The sequence below is a fragment of the Flavobacterium jejuense genome (assembly GCF_006491595.2).
Classification (GTDB): domain Bacteria; phylum Bacteroidota; class Bacteroidia; order Flavobacteriales; family Flavobacteriaceae; genus Flavobacterium; species Flavobacterium jejuense.
Map to the genome: position 1 here is coordinate 61,607 of NZ_VEVQ02000004.1, position 18,472 is coordinate 80,078.

Below are 18,472 nucleotides of genomic sequence, written 5' to 3' on the forward strand. Positions count from 1 at the left end.
GCACTATTGTTTTAACGAAATTAATTCACTGTTATTTCATCAATAAAAATATAAGCATCACCATCGTAAGGATGACCTTGATGCCATTCGGGTAGTTTTCCAAAGTTTTTAGCTATGATTTTTACATAACGCCCTTTTTCTTTTACTGAAACACTAAAGTCTTTAATTACTGTGTTATATTCTTTGGGGTCAACAGTATTAACAACTGTCGCTACTTTTTTAAACGTCTTATTATCATTGGAAACATAAAATTCAACTTCCGTTGGCATTAAAATCCAAGCTCTAGTATCTTGTAAAAAATTAGCATTTAATTTATCTATTTTCATTTCCTTTTGCAAATCAATTATAGCTTCAAAATCCTTGCCTTGATAGCCCTGCCAGTCTCCTTTTCTCCAATTTACATCTCCATTAATTCCATCTAGCAAACCATCTGATCCTCCAGCGTGATATTGTTTATCTAGTTTAGGTTTGATAGCAATGGTGTAATTATTTGGTTTTTTGAAGAATTGAGCGGAAATGGTGTCGCTTTCATTTCTTCCTTCTAAATCTTCTTTAGTAAAAGCATAAATTTTAGCTGAATTTGAAATTTCAAAAGGTTTTGTATAAAGAGAAAACTCTTTTTGTCCTTCTATTTTATAGAAAATCATATAATCTCTATATTTTCCATTATCCAAATTATTACTGTCCATTGAAATCAATAATTTGTCTTTAAATGATTTACTTTCCGCTTGAATTACTGGAACTGGTAAGATCATTCTAGAATAATAATAGTCAGATGTATTAATTGGTCTCTCAATAAAGAATCCTAATTTTGAATTATCATTATTTAATACATTGACTGTTTTATCATTTTCAAAATGAACTTTAATCTTATCGAAATTTGGCTTAACTGTTTGCCATTTTGAAATTCCTGGAGTAACCGCATAAATCCCCATGGAACTCAACACATACCAAGCACTCATTTGTCCGCAATCTTCGTTACCTATTAAACCGTCTGGTGTGTTTTTGTAGAAATTTTCTAAAATGTATTTTACTTCTTCGTTTGTTTTTTCTGGTTTACCTACATAATTGTACAAATAAGCCATATGGTGACTGGGTTCGTTTCCATGTGCATATTGTCCAATTAAGCCTGTTACATCTACTTGTTCCCGACCTGTGGTTTTACTTTCACTGTTGAACATTTGATCTAATTTGGCTTCAAATTTTTCTTTTCCGCCATAAGCATCAATCATTCCTTGAATATCTTGTGGCACGAAAAACGTGTATTGCCACGCATTGCCTTCGGTAAAATTATTATTCACTTCACGAGGGTCAAACGGTTTGTCCCAACCTCCATTTTTCTTCGGTCTGATGAAACCTGTTTCCCAATCGAAAAGATTTTTCCAATTTTGAGAACGTTTCATGAAGTATTCATACTCTTTTGGCTTGTTTAAAATTTGAGCCATTTGTGCTATACACCAATCGTCATAAGCATATTCAACGGTTTTCGAAACACTTTCATGATCATCATCTATAGAAATAAAACCTTGTCTTTTGTAGGCTTCTAAGCCCAAAACATCTCTCATGGCTGAAGCTTTACTGGCTTCAAATGCTTTTTCATAATCAAACCCTTTAATCCCTTTAACCATAGCGTCAGCAATTACAGAAACTGAATGATACCCAATCATACAATCCGTTTCATTGGAAGCCAATTCCCAAACGGGTAATCGTCCTCCTTGTTCGTATTGTTTGAGGAATGTATTAATGTAATCTGACGTTCTTTTTTTATCGATTAATGTATATAAAGGATGTGCTCCTCTAAACGTATCCCAAAGTGAAAAAACGGTGTAATAATCAAACCCTTCTGCAGTATGAATTTTGTTATCTCTTCCACGATATTTTCCGTCTAAATCTTGAGCAATATTGGGTTGCATCATCGTATGATATAAAGCAGTATAGAAAACGGCTAACTTATCTTTATCATTTGAAGAGACTTCAATTTTAGATAATTCTTTATTCCAAAGTGCTTCTGCGTCTTTCTTGACTTTTTCAAAATCCCAATGTTTAATTTCCGAACTATTTAATTTGGCTCCTTCATAACTGGTTGGAGAAAGCGATACTTTTACCAAGATTTTTTCTCCTTTTTTGATTTGTTTGGAGAAACTCATTTTTAGTTCTGTTCCTGAATAAAAGTCACCTTTTTTCTCTCCATTTGATTTAACACTTGTTATTTTCATTGGAACATTAAACTCTATTCTTGCATAAACGTATTGATTCGTTGCCCAAGCTTCGCTTCTGCGTAACACTTCGATAGTTTTGTTATCAATTACACGAACTCTTCCTTCCAATAATTTATCGCGATGATTCAAATCGAGAATAATATTGGCTTGACCACTCTCGTTAAAAGTATATTCATGAAAACCTACTCGTGTTGAAGTGGTTAAACACACATCTATATTGTGTTTGTCTAATTTTACGCTATAAAATCCAGCGGAAGCATTTTCGTTATCGTGAGAAAAAGATGAAGAGTACACTTTATTATCGAGTGAAGGTTCGCCCATGTTTGGCATCAACATGATATCGCCATAATCTGAAACTCCTGTTCCGTTCAAATGGGTGTGGGAAAATCCATAAATAACTGAATCAGAATAATGATAGCCACCACAACCATCCCAACTTCCATCAATTCGAGTATCTGGAGACAATTGCACCATTCCATAAGGTGTTGTTGCTCCTGGAAACGTATGCCCGTGACCACCAGTACCAATAAATGGATTAACGTGTTTGGCAAAATCTTGTGCAAATGTAAAATTTGCGATAAAAAGTAATGTTAAAAGAAAATTCCTCATTTTACAACTTGAATTAGATTATAAAATTGAGGAATTTTTATGAGGATTGCAATTTTTTTGTGATTCCTAAATACTCATTACTCCGCGTTTCGGAATAACAGGTAAATCAGATTGCGCTTTATCGTTGATACTGTTTGCTTTGAAAATGAATTTCTTGTCGAACATTTGGTTGCCAATGAAATACGACAACATAAATTCATTGTTCAATTGTAAGACATTATTCTCTAAAAATTCGATTTTTACAGCTGTTTGTGGTTCAACTTTAGCAAAAGCATGACGCAATTGCATGGTATTTCTATTTTCTCCATTGATTAATCCGTAAGCACGGGAAACAATCATGGCCATTTCCAAAGTTTCATTAGTAGCATTTAATAAATAAGCATACCAACAATTTTCTTGAAAATCATCGCTCCATTCTAATATAGCTACAACGTGAACGTTTTCTACTTTTGGGATTATAATATCTGCTTTCATTTGAATAGTATTAAAACTAAAGTATTAAGACTAAATTGACGATTTAAATTGCTCTAAGAAACGTACGTCATTTTCATAAAACATACGAATATCTCCTATTTGATATAATAACATAGCAATTCGTTCAATTCCCATTCCGAAAGCGAAACCTGTATACTCGTCTGGATTGATGTTACAGTTTTTAAGAACATTTGGGTCCACCATTCCGCAACCCATAATTTCTAACCAACCTGTTCCTTTGGTTATTCTATAATCGATTTCATTATTTAACCCCCAATAGATATCTACCTCAGCACTTGGCTCAGTAAATGGGAAATAAGAAGGTCGTAATCTAATTTTAGATTTTCCGAACATCTCTTTAGTGAAATACAACAACGTTTGTTTTAAATCAGCAAAAGAAACGTCTTTGTCAATATATAAGCCTTCTACTTGGTGGAAAATACAATGTGAACGTGATGAAATATCTTCGTTACGAAAAACACGACCTGGAGAAATAGTTCGGATAGGTGGTTGGTTGTTTTCCATATAACGCACTTGCACCGATGAAGTATGTGTACGTAGTAAAATATCGGGATTAGTTTGAATAAAGAAAGTATCCTGCATGTCTCTTGCTGGATGATATTCTGGTAAATTTAATGCGGTAAAGTTGTGCCAATCATCTTCAATTTCTGGTCCCTCAGACACATTGAAACCTACATTTGAAAAAATATCAATAATTTGATTTTTCACAATAGAAATAGGATGACGAGAACCAATGTTTATAGGCTCACCTGGACGTGTTACATCTCCATAAATCCCTTTTACAACTTCTTTGCTTTCTAATTGTTCTTGAATAGCAGCGACTTTATCTTCCGCAGTGTTTTTTAACTGATTGACAATTAATCCAAAATCTTTTCGCATTTCATTTGGAACATTTCTCATATCTGCAAACAACTCTCTTAGCAAGCCTTTGCTACCTAAATATTTGATGCGGAATTCTTCTAGTTTCTCTTTACTATCAGTATGAAAAGCTTTAGCTTCTTCAATATGACTTTTAATCTTGTCTATCATTGCAAATCTTAAAATGGACTGCAAATTTACAAATTAAATTTTTTTCTTTTGATTTAATTCTAAAGTTTGTCTGTTTCTATAGTAAATCTTTAAAAAATCTAGCCTTTTTCTCTTGTTCCAAGTTTAGAAGCAATCACACTAATAATAAAAATTTGAGTCGCGTGAAACAACATTAATGGTAAAAGAATAATTCCAGTAGAAATAGTTGAAGGAAATAAAATTTTAGAGAAGACTGTTCCATGAACCAATGATTTTTTGGTTCCACAAAATTGTGCTGTTATTTGATCTTCCTTATTAAACTGTAGTTTTTTAGATAAAAAACCAATTAAAGAATACACTACAAAAAAGAGTGCGATGTCTATCGTAAAAATCAGCACTAAATCGAGTATTTTAACAGATGTAAATACATTTCCTTCAAAAGATTCAGCAAAGCTTTTATAAATAATTAATAAGATAACCGATTTATCAAATAAGGTTAATTGCTTGTTGTATTTTGCAGCGTATTTCCCTAAAAACCGTTGTAAACTAAGGCCTAAAATGACTGGTAGAAGAATTTCTGTTGCTAATTTGATATAAATTACACCTAAGTCAAATTCAGTTGTGGTTTGCTGTAAAAATAAACCCATCCAAAGTGGAGTAATTACTATCCCAATTAATCCTGAAATACTAGCATTGAAAATTGCTGCTGGAATATTACCATTCGACATAGAAACCATTACTACTGAAGAAGAAACTGTAGAAGGCAAAGCTGCTAAAAACAAAAAAGCCAACCAAATTATTTCTTGATTTTCTGAAGTGATAAAAGGTTTAAAAAGCAAGATTAAAATTGGAAACAATAAAAAAGTAGACAACTGCACCAAAACATGTAATTTCCAATTTTTAAGTCCGCTTTTAATTTTATCAGGATGCAATTTTAATCCGTAAAAGAAAAAAATCAAAGCAACACCTATACTTCCTATCAAATCAAGAGGAATATTGCTTTCTTTTGCGCCCAATTGAGGAAAAAGATAGGCAAAAAGAACTATTGCTATAATAGCCAATACAAACTTATCTATTTTCATTTAACAGCTATCAATTAATCTATTAATTCTTTATCTAAAAAATAATTCACAATAGCATCTTTCATTAGAATACTTTGTTCACCTGCTTTTAAAGGAGGTAATTCTTCTTTAACTTTGTAATGAGGCCAACCGTCGCTATCGAAAAATTCAAATTCGTAATAGCCATACGGTTCGAGTAAACGGCAAATAGCAATATGCATGAGGTTTACTTTTTCATCTTTTTTAAATTCTTGTTTGAATTTACCCAATTCTTGAATTCCAATCAAATAAATAATCGCATCCAAATCGAGTTCGTCTCCATCTGCGAATTTATTGGATAATATAGTGACAACGCTTTCCCAACGTTCTTTTAATTGTTCGTCTCTTGACATGTTTCAAAGTTGTAAGTTATAAGCTGCAAGTTGTAAGTAACCTCAACTACTAACATAATTTTGTGCAAAGATATAGCCGAAATTTGGTTTTAAATAATTTCTATTATCTTTATTCTTTAATCTATTTTCTTTTTAGAATGAGTTTTATTGATATTGTATTTGCTGTTTTGTTGTGTTATGCTTTGTATAAGGGAATTAAGAATGGTCTTTTTGTAGAATTAGCTTCTTTGATTGCTTTAGTTGCTGGAATATTTGTAGCGATTAAATTCTCTTATTTGGTAAAAAATATTTTGGAAACCAAGGTAAGTTGGGAACCCAAATATATTGAAATAACAGCCTTTGCTTTGACGTTTATCCTTGTAGTTGTGCTAATTTATCTTTCTGCAAAACTATTGACTAAAATAGCTGATTTTGCTTATCTGGGTTGGATTAACAAATTAGCCGGAGCTCTTTTTAGTGTTTTAAAGACCATTTTATTACTAAGTGTGGTCATTTTATTGTTTGAGAAAGTGAATATCAATAGTGCATTGGCAACTCAAGAAACCTTGGATGACTCTATTTTTTATAATCCTACCAAAGAAATTTCTGCATATTTATATCCAAAGATTGAAGAATGGTATGAAAAAAGCATAAAAAGTACTGATGAGGAGGAGAAGGAAGAAACGAATGAGAACGAACAAGTATAGTATTTAGTCTCAGTACTTACTTAGGAATCAACTTCCACAGCCACCACAACCGCCGCCACATGAACTACCACAACTGGAACCACAAGAACTTCCGCAGCTAGAACCACAACTTGTGCCACATCCTGAAAAATAATTAGAGCTGGTATAAGTACTTGCTAAAGGAATAAATGCGGCCGAAAGCAATGCTGTTCCATTTAAAAAATAATTCCATTCCCAGCCTGTGTGTTCGGTCTTCGATTTTGGAATAATTTCATTTCTAAACTGATCTGGAATACCTTTATAAACCATTATATTCCATGCTTTTTTTAAAAAAAGAAATGACAAATAAAAAGCCAAAACTAATAGTAGTACTAAATATATCACTGGTTTGTTTCTTAGTAATCCAATGACCAATCTAGTAACTCCTATTGCAAGAAAAAACACTATAAAAGCATAGTTAAATGCAAATAACTTTACATTATTTTTTGAAAAATTAATTGCTTCTTTGATTTTATTTGTTGCCTTAGGAATTTTTGAAAAAATAGGCTTGCTCAAAAGCAGTCTCAATAAATGACTATATTTTACACTACTACTTGAATCAAAAGAATCTATAATACTGTTTTCTATAGCGTTGCTCCCTTTTTTACCTCTATTTGATTTTATTATTTCTTTTGAGTCTGTAATTTTTAACTTTTTATCCACTACTAAATATTCACATAACCATGAATAACCACTTTTAGTTGGTTGGTTTTTAAATGAATTAATTCGCTTGCTGTTAATTTTTTAATAATGGGATTTGAGATTATTTTTTTTATATTTTTACCCACTACAATCTCATTATATATATTTAAAGAATAATAAATTACTACTGCTAAAGAAATGTATAGGATTAGAAAAAAAGGATTGTCAATATATACAAAGACATCATAAAGAACATATCGAAAGAATAAGACTAGAAAGAATAGCATTAGTAAACCGAAAGAAAGAATAGAACTTAAATGTATCTTTGATTTTTCAATCTCTAACGCTTCTGAAAATGTGTTGTATTCCCAAAATGCTTTGGGTTGTAACCCAAAAACACTTTCATATAATTCTTTAGTACGTTTTTTGGCAGCCATGAATTTATCTTTTTCTTCTCTGTTATGAGTAGAAGGAATGTGTTCTATTTTTTTACCTAGGATATCGCCAAATTCTTTGTAAGATTGAGTAAAAATCAAATGTTGATGCCAAACAATATCTACAATTTCTGAAGGAGAAACCATTTGATTAGAAGTAGCAGCCAAATACATGAATTTCTTATATTCTTCAATGGCTTTTTGAGTAAAGAATGTTGTCCATTCATTTTCGTAAGCCAAACGAGTAGAAAAACCATATTCTGAAAGAGAAAAATCAAAATCGAATTTTTCAATTTCTTTCCAAAGCGTTTTATCCATGTAAATAAAATTTCAACTTTCCCAAAAATAGAGAATAATTTTATTCTTTCAATTCTTTAATCGCCTCTTTTTTAATCCAACCTTCTGATTTATCTGTAAGCTCAATACGTTTCCAATTGTCTAAGGTTTCTTTTACAAAAACTTTCGTCCCTTCGTGAAGCATGAATGCGTTTTCTGAACTAGTTTTAGGCTCCGTTTTCACATTTACCAATTCTTCAAAAACAATTGCAGGTCGCACATTCCTCTCTAATTGCTTTTGCAGAAATGCACATGAAATACTTATAACTATAAAACCTATTAATACAAACATTCCCAAGAAGAATATTCGTTTTAAAATAGTTGTTGATGAAAAGTAATATCCTATAAAAAATAGCAATACCATAGTTGATAAACCAACAGCAATCCAAGCCCAAATATCATAAGAAAAAACGGCTGTTGTTTTGTTTAAAAAGTTTGAAAAACCCACTTTTGGCATCACTTTTATGTCGTCGATTGTTCTTTTTTGGGCAAAACTTAAGTTGGTCTTTATGGCTTGATCATCAGGGTTTAGTAATGCTGCTTTTTCGAAATTATATATTGAGGGTGCAATTTTACCTAATTTATAATAGCAATTTCCAAGGTTAAAATACAGCTCCGCTGATTCTAATTTATCTTTTGATAGAATAGATTCATATTTATCAATCGCTTGAGTATATTGTTCCTTTCGATACAATTCATTTGCACTATCAAATTGTTTTTTTGCGTTTTCTTGAGCGAAAATAAAATTCGTAATTAAAACAACTATGTAAATTAGTTTCTTCATCTTTATTACAATTGTTTTTCTAGGTCGGAAATTAAACTTACTGCTTTTTCGAAGTCTTGCTTCATTGCTACTTCTGTGGCTGGAGCATATCTAGCAAATTCGCAATCATTCATTAATTGAATAAATTGCTGTATCGTTTCTGGTTGTGCTTTTTTATTCTCTAATATTTCTTGAATATTCTCCTTACTCATTTCTGAAGTTTCAATGTGCAATTTGGCTTTTAGGAAATTGTGTAATGCTCTTTCCATTGCCATGTAAAATGGAATTTTATTACCCATTTGTTTTTTAGCTTCTGAAAGATATTTTTTGGCTAACTTATTATTTCTTCTGATTTTATTTCCAAATTCATCTGCATCAATCGCTTCTTTTTTCTTTCTAGCTAAGACTATTATTGGAATAAATAAAAACGGAGCTAATACTAATCCATAAAATAATTGAGTGCCAAAAAAGGCTGTTCTTTCTTTTGGAACAAAATCTGATTTTAATTTGATAAATTGAAACGTATTGTTTTTTACAACCTGTTGCTTATTCGTATCATTTTGAACCACATCTTGTTTAGTAGAAGTAAAGTTTGGATTATCTAAAACGTCTATCGTAATCTCATCTGAGGTGATTGTTTTGTATGATTTTGTATTCAAATCAAAATAAGAAAAATCAATTGGTTTTAGCGTATATTTTCCTTTAAATTGAGGAATAATAGTGTATTTATCGGAGATTTTTCCATTCATTCCAGACAAAGGAGTATTCACTTCTTCTTTGTGTTCTGGGTCGAAAATTTCAAAAGAACTTGGAAATTCTGTTTTTGGTAATGTAAACAATTTTAAATTACCTGTTCCTGTTACACTGATTTCAAGATCTAATGATTCACCACTTTTCAACTCTGTTTTGGAAGGTTTTACCTCAAAATTGAATTTCCCAACTGCACCTGCAAAACTAAGTGGTTTCCCTTCTTCTGGTAACGATTTAACGTTTAATGTTTTGGCTCCAGCCGAAATCGTTTTTGTGACTGATTTATATTCTGGTTCTAAAAAGAAATTTCTTCTTCCTGTAGGCACATCAATATCTAAATTAATCGTTAATGGTTCTAATGCTTTGGTTCCTACTTCTTGAGGATAAAGAATAACCTTTCTCCAAACCACTAAAGCATAATCTTTTCCGTCATACTTTCCTTGAACAGCTTGTAGTTTATCAATATTAATTTGTTGGCTCCAAAACCCGTTATATTTAGGGTTCTCTACCTCTTGTACATTTCTAACTTGAAATCTTGGATTAAAGTATAGTTTGTAAACAACCGTTACAGGTTCGTTTAAATAAGGGTTTCCATTTGAAACTTCTGCTACTAAATGAACACCCTCACCTACTTTGTAATCTGGATCATTTGGGTCTTTAGGTAATTCTACAGCATCAGTTACTGCCACTGTCACTGGTTGCGTTTTATATGTTTGTCCATCAAACTCAATTACACCTTGCTTAATAGTTATTGTCCCTTTTTGAGTAGGTTGTAAAACATAGGTATAACTTCTACTAAAAGACTTTACTCCATTAACCCAAGAAAAGTTTGTGGATTGAAAAGGACCACCTACTAGTCTAAAGCCTTCGAAATTTGGTGCTTGAAAATTATCACCATCTTCATTAATTGCAAAAGTTACTTGCAAACGCTCATTTAACCCAATAGTAGATTTACTGACTTTTGCTTCAAATTTAATTTCTTGAGCTAAAAAAGCCGTTTGAACAAAAAGTAATAGTACAATAAAATACTGTTTCATTTTACCAATCTTTTTCATTTGTTGCAGGAACACCTTTTACCTTTTTTTCATTTAACTTATCTTGTATTTTTTTCTCAGCATTATTTACAGCATCTAACAAGTTTTCTATTTGTTGCTTATTAACACCAGAAGGTTTTGGGTTTCCTTTATCATCTTCTTTTTTCTCTCCGTCTTGCTTGTCTTTTTTATCATCACCTTCTTTTTTCTTATCGTCTTTATCTCCTTTATCTGAGTCTTTTTTGTCTTTATCTTTTCCGTTGTCTTGCTTGTCCTTTTTATCTTGACCATCTTCTTTCTTATCCTGATTTTTCTGGTCTTGATCTTTATTTTTATCCTTGTCTTTGTCCTTATCTTTATTCTTATCGTCTTTAGGAGGATTTTCTTTTTGTTTTTTCTTTGCTAAAGCATAATTATAACGCGTTTCTTCGTCTAATGGATCATTACGCAAGGCATTTTTGTAAGCTTCTGCTGCAGCTCCATAATTTTCTTCACGCATTAAAGAGTTTCCTAAATTATGAAAAGCCTTATGTTTCTCTTCTTTAGTTTTAGCCGATTCGACAGCATTTAAAAACTTATATTTAGCTTCACTAGGTTGGTTCTGTCTATAGATACTATTTCCTAGATTATAATTAGCCACCGCTTTCTTCTCTTCATTGTTAGATTGCGAAATTCTAAAATCACTTTCGGCAGATGAATAGTTTTTTGTGCTAAATAATTCTGTTCCTTCAAATAAATTTTTGTCTTTATTTTGACTAAAAAGTATTGAAGTGATACATAATGCTATTGTAATAATTATCCTTTGCATACTATCTTTCATTAAATAAGTTCAATTTTTGTAACCAAGCTGTTTTTCTCTCTAAAAAGAAAATATCTATTAATAAAAGAAAAAAAGCAATGCCTATAAACCATTGATATTGGGTTTGATATTCTGCTATTTCTTGTGATTCAAACTCTGTTTTTTCTATGTTATCTAACACATTTTTTACTTGTTCTAAAACCTGTTTGGTATTATTTCCTTCGATATAAGTTCCTTTGGTGTTTTGAGCAATATTTTGAAGAATATCTGGGTTAAGCTTAGTAATCACAACTTCTCCCTGATTGTCTTTTTTATATTCTGCAATAACACCATTGTCTCCTTTTATAGGAATGGGTCCTCCATTTACAGTTCCAACTCCAATTGTTGTGATTTTAATTCCTTTTTCTTTAGCAATTTCACTTGCCTCATCGGCTCCATCTCCATGATCTTCTCCATCGGAAACCAAAATAATCAATTTACTTGTATCTTGAGCATCGAAAAAAGTGGTTGCTAAATTAATAGCATCATTTAAAGCTGTTCCTTGTGATGAAACCATGTTGGTATTCATGTTTTGCAAATACATTTTTGCAATACTATAATCGGTTGTCATAGGTAAAACTGGATAAGCACTTCCTGCATAACCTACAATTCCTATTCTATCATTTCCTAAACTATTAATAATTTGACTTATCAATTGCTTTGATTTTTCTAAACGACTTGGAGCAATATCTTCTGCCAGCATACTTTTTGAAATATCTAAAGCAAAAACAATATCAATACCTTGTCTTTTAACCGTTTCAATTTTTGTTCCTATTTTTGGATTAACCAATGCTAATATAAGTCCCGTTAAGGCTAGTAATACAGTAACAAATTTTAAAGTAGGCTTAAAAATTGATTTTGTAGGGCTTAACTTTTTTATTAATTCTAAATCACCAAATTCTTTTTGTTTTTTCTTTTTCCAATATACCTGAAATAAGAATAACAGTACTAACACTGGAAGTACTAGTAATAAATATAATAATATTGGTTCTTCTAACTTATGATACATTTTCTTATTTTTTTAAACAAACCCTTTAAAAATAGTGTTTCTTAAAGTAATTTCTATCAGTAATAATGCAAAAGCAAACCAAACAAAAGGTTTGAATTTTTCGTCATAGTTGAAATATTTTTTTTCTTCTATTTCCGTTGTTTCAAGCTTATTTATTTCTGCATAAATTTCTTCTAATTTCTTATTATTCGTTGCTCTGAAGTATTTTCCGTCAGTCGTTTTTGCAATTTCTTTCATTAAATCTTCGTCAATTTCAACTTTCATGTTTCGAAATAAAAATTGTCCGTTTGAAGCTTTAGCATAAGGAAAAGGAGCCATTCCGTTTGTTCCTATTCCAATAGTATAAACTTTTATACCATATTGTTCTGCAATATTTGCTGCCATTCTAGGGTCGATTGTTCCTGCATTGTTTACACCATCAGTCAATAAAATAATAATTCTACTTTTTGCTTTACTATCTTTTAATCTATTGATTGCTGTTGCTAATCCGACACCAATTCCTGTTCCATCTGCAATAACAGAATCGTCATATTCTACTGTTTTTAGAGATTGTAAAACCACTGTTTTATCAGACGTGACAGGTGTTCTTGTATAACTTTCTCCTGCATAAACTACTAAACCAATTCTATCGTTAATTCTGTCTTCCACAAATTTTGCAGCCACTCTTTTTAAAGCGTCTAACCGGTTTGGCTTTAAATCTTTGGCTAACATACTTCCGGAAACATCGATTGCCATTACAATATCTATTCCTCTTGTTGTTCTTGATTTTGCAGTTACATCAACACTTCTTGGTCTTGCTAAAGCTACTATAATTGCTGACAAAGCCAACATTCTTAATACAAAAAGCGCTGGTTTTATTTTTGATAGTATCGTTTTACTATTTGCAAAAGGAGCTAATGAACTCATTTTAATAGTTGCAGTATGTTTTTTCCTAGAATAAACATACCAAGCTATTGCAATTGGCAAAGCCAAAAACAACCAGAAAAATTCAGGATGTAAAAAAGTTACATTTTTCATTTCTCTGCAGTTTTTCTAAGTTCGACAGAAGTGATTACTCTTTCCATAATTTGTTTTGCATATTCATCGTCATTTTTATAGATAAGGAAAAGTTCTTGTACTCCACCTGGTTGAGAAAAAACATATAATTCGTAATTCATTTGTTGATTTTCCTTATCAATAGGATTAGTTACTGTAAAACTACCAAATGCTTTTTTACCAGTTAACCCTTTTGGGTCTTCATAATCTTCTTCTTTTACAGTAATGTTTTTTGCCCCAAACGACTCCATATTTTTTAAATCATATTCCACAACACGACTTAAGTCTACCGTAGTTGTATCTTTATAAGCAGTTGTATTCAAAGTAATTGAAAAGTTATCCAATACACTTCCATAAGTAAATTTAGCTGTAGCTTTTACATGAGCTGGTAGATTAGTTTGAATACGTTCATCTGAAACTCGTTTTAAAACCTTAGGCGTTGAGATAATTATTGCTGGATCACCATATTCTGAAGAAACCCATTCCTCATTTAATAAAGATTTTGCATTGTGACCCAACCAATTTTCTCTAATATAATCTGTTCCTTTAGAAATTCCTATAAAAACACCACCCAGAATTACTAAGAAAAGGACTAATGATAACGGAATGAATATTCGTTTTAATTTTTGAGAACGATTTCTTTTTCTTTTTAATTCCTCAGTAAACAAATTTTCTTTTTCTTCATCTGTTCTTGGAATAGCTTTATCCAAAGAAATTAAGAACGAATCCACCATTTTCTTATCGTTTTCAATTTCAAAGTCTAATGGTTTTGATTTGGCAAACTTAACCAAATCGGCATTTGACATAACTTTTTTAAATTTTTCTAAAATATCTTGACTTAGCTTAATTTTTCTCTTTTTTATAGTGCTTTTCAATGTTTGAAACAACTCATTAGAAGTACTTTCCATAGCGTGAATTTCAACAGCCTCTTCTAGATAATATCTAGTTATATCTGTCAATTCAGAATAATACGCTTTTGTTTCTCCTTTTTGCCAAAGTTCTTTGCCTTCTAAATTTTGTAATTGTGATAATGCTTTTTCAATTGGTGAAGCAAACAATATTTCGTCTTCTTCATTCTTTTTAATTTGTTTCTTTTTGATGAAATAATATGCTAAAATCCCAATTCCAATAATAGCAATTAATCCTAACAGAACATACAACCAAAAATAGTCGGTTGGTTTTTCAACAGTTATAATTGACTTAATATCATACATCTGTTGTTTTAAAGTATCTACCACTACTGGATTGACTACTATTGCAAATGAATCTGTTCGGACTGTCTTATTATTAATAATTACTTGAAGAGGAGGAATAATATATTGACCAGAATCAAATTGGGTTAACCCATATTTTTTAATTAATTCTAATTTATCGTTGTTTTTTATGGAATCTACCGGATAGGATTCTAAAATTTCTAATTGTCCAAAAAATTGTCCCTCTGGAAAAACGACTTTGTCTTTTTGAGAAACGTTTGCTTTAATCGTTAGGTTAAACTGAGAACCTATTTTAATTTGTGTTGAATCTACAGTAGATTGAATCGATTGAGAAAAAGCAATCGAAGTAAGTAACAAACAAAATAGTAATCTTATATTCTTTAACATCTTAATTTCTTGCTTTAAAATAGCCTAATAATTTGGTAACATAACTTTCATCAACTCTTGTACTCACTGTTCCCGCACCACATTTTGAGAAAATTTCAGTAAAATATTTTACATTCTCCTTATAATACTTTTCGTAATTCATACGAACACTTTTTGAACTTGTATCTACTAAAAAGGATTCTCCTGTTTCTGCATCAAGCATATTTACCATACCAAGGTTTGGTATTGATTCTTCTCGTTTATCAAAAACTCTAATGCCTGTTAAATCATGTTTCTTTGAAGCAATCTTTAAAGTCTGTTCATATTCCTTTATCATAAAATCGGAAATCAAAAAGACAATTGCCTTTTTCTTCATCACACTTGATAAAAATTTTAAGGCTTGAGCCAAATTGGTTTTCTTGCTTTTAGGTTTGAACTCTATTAACTCTCTTATGATTCTTAGAACGTGGGATTTCCCTTTTTTAGGAGGAATAAATAATTCAATTTCATCGGAAAATAAAATTAAACCTACTTTATCGTTATTTTGAGTAGACGAAAAGGCTAAAGTAGCTGCGATTTCAGTTACAATTTCGTTCTTAAATTGATTTTTTGATCCAAAAGACTCAGAACCACTGCAATCTACCATAAGCATCATGGTTAACTCTCGTTCTTCTTCAAAAACCTTTACATAGGGTTCGTTGTAACGAGCAGTAACATTCCAGTCAATAGCACGAACATCATCACCATATTGATATTGACGTACTTCGGAAAAAGTCATCCCTCTTCCTTTGAAAGAAGTATGGTATTCCCCTGAGAAGATATGATCGCTCAATCTTCTGGTTTTTATTTCTATTTTTCTAACTTTTTTGAGTATCTCTTTCGTTTCCATTCTTTTAGTGTTCAGTGATCAGTTATAAGTGATCAGTATAATTGTGAAACCGCATACTGTTACTGTTTACTGCCAACTAATTTTAAGGTACTTCAACTTCGTTTACTATTTTATTAATAATATCAACTGAAGTAATGTTTTCCGCTTCCGCTTCATAAGTAATACCTATTCTGTGACGTAAAACATCATGAACTACAGCTCTAACATCTTCTGGAATTACATATCCTCTACGTTTAATGAAAGCATAACACTTAGCAGCTGTTGCTAAATTGATACTTCCACGAGGAGAAGAACCAAAACTAATAAGCGGTTTTAAACTTTCTAATTTATATTTTTCAGGATAACGTGTTGCAAAAATAATATCTAAAATATATTTTTCAATTTTTTCATCCATATACACTTCCCTAACTGCTTGTTGCGCTCTAAGGATTTGTTCTATTGAAACCACTTGATTTACTTTTTCGAAAGAGCCTGATAAATTTTGACGAATTACTAAGCGTTCGTCTTCCATTTTAGGATAATCAATAACTGTTTTTAGCATGAAACGGTCAACTTGCGCTTCAGGTAAAGGATAAGTTCCTTCTTGTTCTACTGGATTTTGAGTAGCCATTACTAGGAAAGGTTTGTCCAGTTTAAAAGTAGTATCTCCAATAGTAACTTGTTTTTCCTGCATTGCTTCAAGTAAAGCTGATTGTACTTTGGCTGGAGCACGATTAATCTCATCAGCTAACACAAAGTTAGCAAAGATTGGTCCTTTTTTTATAGTAAAATCATTTTCCTTGATATTGTAAATCATCGTTCCTACAACGTCTGCAGGTAATAAATCCGGTGTAAACTGAATTCTACTAAACGAGCCATGTACTGCTTGTGAAAGGGTATTAATGGCTAATGTTTTTGCAAGTCCAGGAACACCTTCTAATAAAATATGTCCTTGACCTAAAAGCCCAATTAATAATCTTTCAATCATGTGTTTTTGGCCTACAATTACCTTATTCATTTCCATTGTCAATAAATCGACAAAAGCACTTTCTCTTTCAATTTTTTCATTAATCGCTCTAATATCTAGAGTGGCAGTATTTTCTTCCATTTTCAATTTATTTTAGTTCAAATTTTAAAAAAAAATTTAACAATTCAAAATTGAAAATTTATTTAGGACTACGATGTTAACATTGCGTTAAAAAAATTAAGTTTAGTCCTTATTTAAGCCTTATTTATGATTTTGTTTTTATAGTTTTAAGATTTTTTGCAATAAAAGTTAACTTTCAAGCAATAAACAATTTCTAATCAATACTTTCCTGATTCCTGTTATTTTATTAAAACAAAAAAAGCACATTTTAAAAATGTGCTTTTTAAACTAACTCATATTAATTTCTACAATGTTTCGAAAGAATATGTAATTGAGGCATTATTGCTAGCTCCTTTTTTTAATTGGGTTACATTTTGCTTTCTAATAATGTAATATTGATCAATTTCATCATCTGAATCTGTTGACCAACTTCCTTTTATTTCATTCAAAACGGATGTTATTGTATTTACAACAAATGGAGTCCAAACTACATCACCTGTTCCTAAAGTTACTCCTGTTCCTATTGCTTGAACAACAATATTTATTACAGATGCATAATTGAATCCTGAATCTTCTTCCATGATAATCATAGTTGCAGCATTTCTTGTATGTTCATTCCAAAAAACAAAAGGTTGTTCTGGTGTATACAGCACATTTTTCTTTTTAATATATGGCATCTGTAAAACTCTAAGTGGAGGAACAGATGGGTCGTTAAAGTTTTTATCAAAATTAAATACTATTGCATAAATTTCAGGATTTCCTTTAAACCAAGGCTCTTGAATATCTGATAATTTTACTGAATCTATTTTATTAAAATCTACTGCAGTAGATTTATCAGAAGCAGTATTAGTTACAGCATAATCAAACCCTCTACTCTTAAGTTCTTCATTGAATGAATTCATATTTTTTTGGAATTCAAATTTTCCATGTTGATCTATAAAAAGCATTGGTTTATCACTTGGTTTTAATGCATCAACGACTATTTTATTTCCATTAATATCTACTCCATACAATTTTTTAACATTGTCGTCAATTGGGACAAAAAGAATTTGTAAGTCGTTTAAAAAATTCGAGTTCATTTTTTCTTGATTGTATACAAAGCATTCTAAAATACCTTCTTTTTTAATCTCTGATGAAATGAATTCTTCATTATTCTTCATGTTTAATGATTTGAAAACATCTGTGAGTAATACTTCATTCTGATCTTTAAATTTATTATTGCTAAATAGATTTATTCCATTATTACTTTTAATGGAATTCGCTATATATTTTGCTAATTCTATTTTATCTGGAGATAAATAACTCGATTCTTGGTTGCCTTCTTCAACAACAGCATCGTTGTTACAGGAAAAGAAAAAAAATGATATTGCTACTACAGAAGCAACTTTTCTAAAGTAAATTTTCATGATTTTAAAAGTTTTGTTAAAATAATTTTAGGTTTTTTTATTTTTTGATAAAGTAAAACTACAACTGAAACTTAGTAATTTGGATACAAGTTTTTTGCCTTTATTGTTAAAGTTTTCAATAAGAATTAAAAGGCTGTTTGTTTTTTATAACAAAAAGAAAATCAAGATTATAATTAACTTATAAAACATTTTGAATGAGCTA

The 18,472-nt window shown here is 30.8% G+C and carries 17 protein-coding genes; 1 reads left to right on the top strand and 16 read right to left on the bottom strand.

What is annotated here, in order from left to right; genetic code table 11:
• Positions 1-20: 20 nt before the first annotated feature.
• From FIA58_RS07190 to FIA58_RS07210, 5 genes are all read right to left on the bottom strand, one after another.
• The gene (locus FIA58_RS07190; protein WP_140961639.1) at positions 21-2,828 is read right to left on the bottom strand and encodes a GH92 family glycosyl hydrolase; all 2,808 of its coding nucleotides are present in this window, start codon (positions 2,826-2,828) and stop codon (positions 21-23) included.
• 66 nt (positions 2,829-2,894) lie between these two features.
• Positions 2,895-3,302: a hypothetical protein gene (locus tag FIA58_RS07195; protein ID WP_140961641.1), complete on the bottom strand. Its 408-nt coding sequence runs from the start codon at positions 3,300-3,302 to the stop codon at positions 2,895-2,897.
• 30 nt (positions 3,303-3,332) lie between these two features.
• Positions 3,333-4,352 carry a phenylalanine--tRNA ligase subunit alpha gene (gene pheS, locus FIA58_RS07200; protein ID WP_140961643.1) on the bottom strand — a complete coding sequence of 340 codons (1,020 nt, stop codon included), beginning with the start codon at positions 4,350-4,352 and terminating at the stop codon, positions 3,333-3,335.
• Positions 4,353-4,450: 98 nt separating this feature from the next.
• Positions 4,451-5,413 carry a bile acid:sodium symporter family protein gene (locus FIA58_RS07205; RefSeq protein WP_140961645.1) on the bottom strand — a complete coding sequence of 321 codons (963 nt, stop codon included), beginning with the start codon at positions 5,411-5,413 and terminating at the stop codon, positions 4,451-4,453.
• 14 nt (positions 5,414-5,427) lie between these two features.
• Positions 5,428-5,784 carry a hypothetical protein gene (locus FIA58_RS07210; RefSeq protein WP_140961647.1) on the bottom strand — a complete coding sequence of 119 codons (357 nt, stop codon included), beginning with the start codon at positions 5,782-5,784 and terminating at the stop codon, positions 5,428-5,430.
• A gap of 137 nt (positions 5,785-5,921) precedes the next feature.
• On the opposite strand from FIA58_RS07210, the gene FIA58_RS07215 reads away from it, so the two are divergent.
• Positions 5,922-6,470, top strand: a complete 549-nt coding sequence (locus FIA58_RS07215) for a CvpA family protein (RefSeq protein ID WP_140961649.1) — start codon at positions 5,922-5,924, stop codon at positions 6,468-6,470.
• A gap of 27 nt (positions 6,471-6,497) precedes the next feature.
• On the opposite strand, the gene FIA58_RS07220 is transcribed toward FIA58_RS07215, so the two are convergent.
• The 11 genes from FIA58_RS07220 to FIA58_RS07270 form a co-directional block, all read right to left on the bottom strand.
• Positions 6,498-7,151, bottom strand: a complete 654-nt coding sequence (locus FIA58_RS07220) for a hypothetical protein (RefSeq protein ID WP_140961651.1) — start codon at positions 7,149-7,151, stop codon at positions 6,498-6,500.
• Between the two features lie 2 nt (positions 7,152-7,153).
• Positions 7,154-7,882: a glycine-rich domain-containing protein-like gene (locus FIA58_RS07225; RefSeq protein WP_140961653.1), complete on the bottom strand. Its 729-nt coding sequence runs from the start codon at positions 7,880-7,882 to the stop codon at positions 7,154-7,156.
• A gap of 40 nt (positions 7,883-7,922) precedes the next feature.
• Positions 7,923-8,684 (bottom strand): tetratricopeptide repeat protein, encoded by a 762-nt coding sequence (locus FIA58_RS07230; RefSeq protein WP_140961655.1) that lies wholly within the window; start codon positions 8,682-8,684, stop codon positions 7,923-7,925.
• A gap of 5 nt (positions 8,685-8,689) precedes the next feature.
• Positions 8,690-10,450 carry a BatD family protein gene (locus FIA58_RS07235; protein WP_140961658.1) on the bottom strand — a complete coding sequence of 587 codons (1,761 nt, stop codon included), beginning with the start codon at positions 10,448-10,450 and terminating at the stop codon, positions 8,690-8,692.
• 1 nt (position 10,451) lies between these two features.
• Positions 10,452-11,255 (bottom strand): tetratricopeptide repeat protein, encoded by an 804-nt coding sequence (locus FIA58_RS07240; RefSeq protein ID WP_140961660.1) that lies wholly within the window; start codon positions 11,253-11,255, stop codon positions 10,452-10,454.
• Between the two features lies 1 nt (position 11,256).
• Positions 11,257-12,294, bottom strand: coding sequence for a VWA domain-containing protein (locus FIA58_RS07245; RefSeq protein ID WP_140961662.1), 1,038 nt, complete (start codon positions 12,292-12,294; stop codon positions 11,257-11,259).
• 12 nt (positions 12,295-12,306) lie between these two features.
• Positions 12,307-13,311, bottom strand: a complete 1,005-nt coding sequence (locus FIA58_RS07250) for a vWA domain-containing protein (protein WP_140961664.1) — start codon at positions 13,309-13,311, stop codon at positions 12,307-12,309.
• Positions 13,308-14,930 (bottom strand): BatD family protein, encoded by a 1,623-nt coding sequence (locus tag FIA58_RS07255; RefSeq protein WP_140961666.1) that lies wholly within the window; start codon positions 14,928-14,930, stop codon positions 13,308-13,310. Before FIA58_RS07255 ends, FIA58_RS07250 begins: the two co-directional genes overlap by 4 nt.
• 1 nt (position 14,931) lies before the next feature.
• The gene (locus tag FIA58_RS07260) at positions 14,932-15,798 is read right to left on the bottom strand and encodes a DUF58 domain-containing protein (protein ID WP_140961668.1); all 867 of its coding nucleotides are present in this window, start codon (positions 15,796-15,798) and stop codon (positions 14,932-14,934) included.
• 82 nt (positions 15,799-15,880) lie between these two features.
• Positions 15,881-16,885, bottom strand: a complete 1,005-nt coding sequence (locus FIA58_RS07265) for an AAA family ATPase (RefSeq protein ID WP_140961670.1) — start codon at positions 16,883-16,885, stop codon at positions 15,881-15,883.
• 284 nt (positions 16,886-17,169) lie between these two features.
• Entirely contained in the window at positions 17,170-18,270 is a 1,101-nt protein-coding gene (locus FIA58_RS07270; protein ID WP_140961672.1) for a DUF3103 family protein, read from the bottom strand.
• Positions 18,271-18,472 lie beyond the last annotated feature (202 nt).

Excerpts from the sequence above, each read along its gene's own strand:
- FIA58_RS07225 (WP_140961653.1), bottom strand. The coding sequence starts at position 7,882 with ATGGATAAAACGCTTTGGAAAGAAATTGAAAAATTCGATTTTGATTTT.
- FIA58_RS07270 (WP_140961672.1), bottom strand. The coding sequence starts at position 18,270 with ATGAAAATTTACTTTAGAAAAGTTGCTTCTGTAGTAGCAATATCATTT.
- FIA58_RS07195 (WP_140961641.1), bottom strand. The coding sequence starts at position 3,302 with ATGAAAGCAGATATTATAATCCCAAAAGTAGAAAACGTTCACGTTGTA.
- FIA58_RS07190 (WP_140961639.1), bottom strand. The coding sequence starts at position 2,828 with ATGAGGAATTTTCTTTTAACATTACTTTTTATCGCAAATTTTACATTT.
- FIA58_RS07265 (WP_140961670.1), bottom strand. The coding sequence starts at position 16,885 with ATGGAAGAAAATACTGCCACTCTAGATATTAGAGCGATTAATGAAAAA.
- FIA58_RS07260 (WP_140961668.1), bottom strand. The coding sequence starts at position 15,798 with ATGGAAACGAAAGAGATACTCAAAAAAGTTAGAAAAATAGAAATAAAA.
- pheS (WP_140961643.1), bottom strand. The coding sequence starts at position 4,352 with ATGATAGACAAGATTAAAAGTCATATTGAAGAAGCTAAAGCTTTTCAT.
- FIA58_RS07250 (WP_140961664.1), bottom strand. The coding sequence starts at position 13,311 with ATGAAAAATGTAACTTTTTTACATCCTGAATTTTTCTGGTTGTTTTTG.
- FIA58_RS07245 (WP_140961662.1), bottom strand. The coding sequence starts at position 12,294 with ATGTATCATAAGTTAGAAGAACCAATATTATTATATTTATTACTAGTA.
- FIA58_RS07240 (WP_140961660.1), bottom strand. The coding sequence starts at position 11,255 with ATGCAAAGGATAATTATTACAATAGCATTATGTATCACTTCAATACTT.
- FIA58_RS07210 (WP_140961647.1), bottom strand. The coding sequence starts at position 5,784 with ATGTCAAGAGACGAACAATTAAAAGAACGTTGGGAAAGCGTTGTCACT.
- FIA58_RS07255 (WP_140961666.1), bottom strand. The coding sequence starts at position 14,930 with ATGTTAAAGAATATAAGATTACTATTTTGTTTGTTACTTACTTCGATT.
- FIA58_RS07230 (WP_140961655.1), bottom strand. The coding sequence starts at position 8,684 with ATGAAGAAACTAATTTACATAGTTGTTTTAATTACGAATTTTATTTTC.
- FIA58_RS07205 (WP_140961645.1), bottom strand. The coding sequence starts at position 5,413 with ATGAAAATAGATAAGTTTGTATTGGCTATTATAGCAATAGTTCTTTTT.
- FIA58_RS07235 (WP_140961658.1), bottom strand. The coding sequence starts at position 10,450 with ATGAAACAGTATTTTATTGTACTATTACTTTTTGTTCAAACGGCTTTT.
- FIA58_RS07215 (WP_140961649.1), top strand. The coding sequence starts at position 5,922 with ATGAGTTTTATTGATATTGTATTTGCTGTTTTGTTGTGTTATGCTTTG.